The sequence below is a fragment of the Methylobacterium sp. WL8 genome, assembly GCF_008040045.1.
GTDB lineage: Bacteria > Pseudomonadota > Alphaproteobacteria > Rhizobiales > Beijerinckiaceae > Methylobacterium > Methylobacterium cerastii.
Genome location: NZ_VRVF01000142.1, coordinates 1 through 5,137, shown reverse-complemented (window position 1 = coordinate 5,137; position 5,137 = coordinate 1). Strand labels below are relative to the sequence as shown.

The following is a 5,137-nucleotide window of genomic DNA, read 5'->3' as shown; positions in this document are numbered from 1 at the left end:
TGCCGGCCTCCTCGGCGGCCGCCGCCACCGTGGTGGACTGGCCCGCGGTCTCGGCGGCGGTCGCGGTCAGGGTCCGGGCGGTGGCCTGCAGTTCGGTCGCCGAGGACGACACCATCCCGACGATGCCGCCCACCGCCGCCTCGAAGTCGTCGGCCATCTGCCGCATCCCGGCCTTGCGCTGCGCCTCCGCCGCCAGCCGCGCGTCCGCCGTCTCCGCCTCCAGCTTGCGTGTGCGGATCAGGTTCTCCTTGAACACCTGGACCGCCGACGCCATCGCGCCGATTTCGTCGCGGCGGGCGCCGTACGGCACCGCGATCTCGGCCTCGCCGGCGGCCAGCCCCGACATCACGCCGGTCATCGCCTGGATCGGTCGCGAGACGCGCAGGAGGCTGAACGCCGCGGCGGCGCAGGCCGCGACGAGCGCCAGGACGATGGCGCAGTAGGTCGTCGCCGTCGCGGCATCGATCTGAGCCATGGCGTCCGCCGCATCCCTGCGGGCGCCGACCTCGTTGTAGGCGACGACGCGGTTCAGCGCGTCGCGGGCGTTGTCGTACAAGTTCGCGTTGTCGGGGCTGCCGATCAGCGCCGCCGCCTCCGACATCAGTCCCGCCTCGGCCAACTGCATGGATTCCACGGTGGCCGCATCGTACTTGTTCCAGGACGCGACGAACGCGTTGTAGATCGAGCGCTCGTCCTCGCCGGAGATCAAGGTCTCGTAGGACTTGCGCGTCGCCTCGAACTCGGACGCCGACGTCGCGAGCAGCTTGCTGTCCTCGGAGAAGGCGGTCGCCGACTTCGTGGGCGTCAGGAGGCGCAGATGCTTGATGCGGATGTCGGCTTCGGCGGCCTTGACGTTGTTCGCCGCGACGACGGAGGGCAGCCAGTTGCTGGAGATCGCGTCGACGGACGTGCCGATGCTCGACAGCTTCGCAAGCGAGACGACGCCCTGTCCGGCGCTGATGAGTGCAAGGAAGCCGAAGGCGGCGCCGAGCGAGGCTTTGAGGGAGACGTGCAAGCGCATTGTCCGAACCTGCGCGGGACGACCGGGGCGGCGCGCCGCGCGCACAACCGCTGGATGAGAAAGCGGTTCAACGCGTTAAAAAACCCGTGCCGACCGTCGGTTTCAGAGACCATCACCCTGCATCCAAAAGGTGCACCGTGCTTAATGCATCGACATCGATCGATATGTTTCCGATGATAGCTGAGCCCATGAACGGATGTGCCGGAAACGACGCGCGTCCTGATGGAGCGTTGCTTGAAACGGCCCCTGACGCGCGCACGCGGTGGGACGCGTCAGGGGCCGTCTGCATGGTCGCCCGGGTGCAAAGACCAGCTTCTCTTTGACGGCGCACCCCGCATCGTGGCCGGTCGACCGACCCGGCGCGTCGCGCTAGGCTCGGGTGATGACGGAGGCGCTGCATCCGCGCCCCGCGGCCGGGGCCTACGCGACCCATGCGGCGGTCGCGCGTCAGCTGCGGCGCCTGGAGGCGCTGGCCGCGCGGCATCGCGCCCGCAAGCGGATCGTCCGGGCCCTGCGCGGCGGCGCGGGCGGCGGCGGCGCCCTGCTCGCGCTGGCGAAGACCAAGCTCGTCGGCTCCCTGGCCGGGAAGCTCGCCATCGCCGCGCTCGTCGGCCTCGGCCTCGCATGGCCCCTCGTCGCCCTCGGCATCCTCGGGATCGCGGTGGCGATCCTCTCGATCCTCAGCTGCGACCCGGCCGGCATCGAGAGCTGCGACTGCATCCGGCCGAACGCCCGACGCGCCCGCCTGCGGCGGCTGATCGCGGAGCGCCGGGCCTGGCTCGCCGCGCCCTCCGGTGCGGCACCGCGCATTCGCGATGCTCGATCTCCGCAGCGGGCTTGGCGATCCGCGAAACCGAAGCGACGATCCGACGTCCGGCGGCCTTGACCTTCCCACCGTGGGAAGCCCCATCTCTCCTCTTATGCTGAAAGCCGACTCCGACACGCTCACCCCGATCGCCCCCGAGGCGCACGCGACGGAGGCCGTCCGAACCGTCGCCCTCCCCGTCCTCGGGATGACCTGCGCCTCCTGCGCCGGCCGGATCGAGGCGGCGTTGCGGGCGGTGCCGGGCGTGTCGAGCGCCTCCGTGAACCTTGCCACCGAGCGGGCCAGCGTCACCGTCGCGACGGGCGTGCTGGCGGCGGCCCTCGCCTGCGCCGTGACGGATGCCGGCTACGACGTCGGCGGCGAGACCCGCGACTTCGCCGTCGCGGGCATGACCTGCGCCTCCTGCGCCGGGCGGGTCGAGGCGGCGCTGCGGGCGGTGCCCGGGGTTTCGCAAGCCTCGGTGAACCTCGCCACCGAGCGGGCGCGGGTGACGGCGGCGGCCGGCGTCGTGGCCGACGCGGACCTCGTCGCGGCGGTGGCTGAGGCCGGCTACGATGCGACGCCGGCCGCGCCCGCCGGCGGACCCGACGCCGCGGAGGCCACACGCGACGCCGCCGCCCGCCGCGACGAAATCCACCTCCTGGTCGCCGCGGCGCTCGCGGCGCCGCTGGTCGCGCCGATGCTGCTGATGCCGTTCGGGATCGCCTGGATGCCGCCCGGCTGGGTGCAGTTGGCGCTCGCGACCCCGATCCAGTTCTGGCTCGGCGCCCGGTTCTACCGGGCCGGCTGGCGCGCGCTGCGGGCGGGCGCCGGCAACATGGACCTGCTCGTCGCGCTCGGCACCTCCGCGGCCTACGCGCTGAGCCTGTACCAGCTCGTCCGCGCCGCGGAGGCCGGCCGCGCGACCCCGCACCTGTACTTCGAAGCCTCGGCGGTGGTGATCACCCTCGTTCTGCTCGGCAAGCGCCTGGAGAGCCGCGCCAAGCGCAGCACCGCGTCGGCCATCCGGGCGTTGACGGCGCTGCGGCCCGAGCGCGCGCGCCTGCGCCGGCCGGACGGCAGCGAGGCCGAGATCGAGGTCTCCGCGCTCCGGGTCGGCGACGCGGTCGTGGTCCGCCCCGGCGAACGCCTGCCCGCCGACGGCACGATCCGCGACGGCGCGAGCCGGATCGACGAGGCGCTGATCACCGGCGAGAGCCTGCCGGTGGCAAAAGCCGTCGGCGACCGGGTCGTCGGCGGCGCCATCAACGGCGACGGCCGGCTCGTGGTCGAGGTCGCCGCGGTCGGCGCGGAGGCGACGCTCGCGCGGATCATCCGCCTTGTCGAGGACGCGCAGGCTGCCAAGGCGCCGATCCAGCGCCTGGTCGACCGGGTGAGCGCGGTGTTCGTGCCGGTGGTGCTCGGCTTGGGCCTGCTCACCTTCCTCGGCTGGTGGCTCATTGCGGGCGCTAGCGCGGAAACGGCGCTGATCGATGCGGTCGCGGTGCTGGTCATCGCCTGCCCCTGCGCCCTCGGCCTCGCGACGCCGACGGCGATCATGGCCGGCACCGGCGTCGCGGCGCGCCACGGCATCCTGATCAAGGACGCGCAAGCCCTGGAGGTGGCCCACGCCCTCGACACGGTCGCCTTCGACAAGACCGGCACGCTGACGGAAGGGCGCCCGACGGTGACGGACCTCGAGCCTGCGCCGGGCGTCACGCGCGCAGACCTCCTGCGCCGTGCCGCCGCGCTGCAGGCCGGCAGCGAGCATCCCCTCGCCCGCGCCGTCGCGACGCTCGCCGCAGCGGAGGGCGTGTCGCCGCCGCCGGCCGCCAACCTGCGGGCGCTGCCGGGCCGCGGCGTCGCCGCCGAGGTGGACGGCCGCGCGCTCCGCCTCGGCAGCCGCCGGTTGATGGAGGAGGACGGCGTCGACCTGGCGCCCCTCGCGGACCGGGGCGAAGCCCTGGCGCGGGCGGGCCGCACGGTTTCCTGGATCTCGGAGGAGGAAGCCGGGGGGACCGCGCCCGTGCGGCTGCTCGGCCTGATCGCCTTCGGCGATGCGGTGAAACCCTCCGCGGCCGCTTCCATCGCGGCAATCGGCCGGCGCGGCCTGCGCACGGTGATGCTCACCGGCGACAACCGGGGCAGCGCCGCCCGCGCGGCCGAGGCGCTCGGCCTCGACGAGGTGGTGGCCGAGCTTCTCCCGGAGGACAAGGCGGCCGCGATCCTCCGCCTGAAGGCGGGCGGGCGCCGCGTCGCCATGGTCGGCGACGGAGTCAACGACGCGCCGGCGCTCGCCGCCGCCGACGTCGGCATTGCCTTGAGCACCGGCACCGACGTCGCGATGCACGCGGCCGGCATCACGCTGATGCGCGGCGATCCGATGCTGGTTGCCGACGCGATCGACATCGCGCGGCGGACCTATGCCAAGATCCGGCAGAACCTGTTCTGGGCGCTCGCCTACAACGTGGTCGGCATCCCGCTCGCGGCCTTCGGGCTGCTCAGCCCGGTGGTGGCGGGCGCAGCGATGGCGTTCTCCAGCGTCAGCGTCGTCGGGAACGCGCTGCTGCTGCGTCGCTGGCGCCCGGCCTGTGAGGTGCAACGATGATGACGATCGGCGAGGCCGCACGCGCCTCCGGCGTTTCGGCCAAGATGATCCGCTACTACGAGAGCACCGGCTTGATCGCAGAGGCCGCACGCTCGGAAGCCGGCTATCGGCACTATACCGAGGTGGGGATCCACACCCTGCGCTTCATCCGCCGTGCGCGCGACCTCGGCTTTACGGTGGAGCAGATCGGCACGCTGCTCGCCCTGTGGCGCGACCGGGACCGCGCCAGCGCCGACGTGAAGCGCATCGCGCTGGAGCACGTGGCAGCCCTGGAGCGTAAGGCCGAGGAGCTTCATGCCATGAGCCGGACGCTGACGGCTTTGGCCGCGCGCTGCCACGGCGACGCCAGGCCGTATTGTCCGATCATGGAGGATCTGGCGGAAACAGGCGCCGGCCCGGGCGCGCCCGTCGTGAAGGGTGCACCGGGCGGCCCCGCACGCTTCGGCCTGGGCCGACCGGCACGCCGGCGCGGAAACGGATGAGGCGCGTTCCGCCTGGACCGGGTCCGACCTCAGCCTCACTGCCCAAACGCGACGAGCCCGCCCTGTCTTTCGACGGCGCGGGCTCGCTATGGATGATATGATGTTTGGTTGCGGGGACAGGATTTGAACCTGTGACCTTCAGGTTATGAGCCTGACGAGCTACCGGGCTGCTCCACCCCGCGCCAGGGTGATCGAGTGTCGTGTCGAGGGGATGTGTTGGC

General features: G+C 72.8%; 4 protein-coding genes and 1 tRNA gene. 3 read left to right on the top strand and 2 right to left on the bottom strand.

Annotated features, from left to right (window positions below):
• The coding region (locus FV234_RS25165; RefSeq protein ID WP_187273805.1) for an MCP four helix bundle domain-containing protein at positions 1-1,015 on the bottom strand (1,015 nt) is incomplete at its 3' end.
• Positions 1,016-1,403: 388 nt separating this feature from the next.
• Between FV234_RS25165 and FV234_RS25160 the strand changes: the two genes are divergently transcribed.
• Genes FV234_RS25160 through cueR form a run of 3 tightly spaced genes read left to right on the top strand, consistent with a single transcriptional unit; the run spans position 1,404 to position 4,916 of the window.
• The gene (locus FV234_RS25160) at positions 1,404-1,907 is read left to right on the top strand and encodes a hypothetical protein (protein ID WP_238272743.1); all 504 of its coding nucleotides are present in this window, start codon (positions 1,404-1,406) and stop codon (positions 1,905-1,907) included.
• Positions 1,908-1,941: 34 nt separating this feature from the next.
• The gene (locus FV234_RS25155; protein ID WP_147765332.1) at positions 1,942-4,434 is read left to right on the top strand and encodes a heavy metal translocating P-type ATPase; all 2,493 of its coding nucleotides are present in this window, start codon (positions 1,942-1,944) and stop codon (positions 4,432-4,434) included.
• Positions 4,434-4,916: a Cu(I)-responsive transcriptional regulator gene (cueR, locus tag FV234_RS25150; protein WP_147832356.1), complete on the top strand. Its 483-nt coding sequence runs from the start codon at positions 4,434-4,436 to the stop codon at positions 4,914-4,916. The genes FV234_RS25155 and cueR overlap by 1 nt, the downstream gene beginning before the upstream one ends.
• A 105-nt stretch (positions 4,917-5,021) precedes the next feature.
• Here the strand turns inward: cueR and FV234_RS25145 are convergent.
• A tRNA-Met gene (locus tag FV234_RS25145) sits at positions 5,022-5,098 on the bottom strand.
• Positions 5,099-5,137 lie beyond the last annotated feature (39 nt).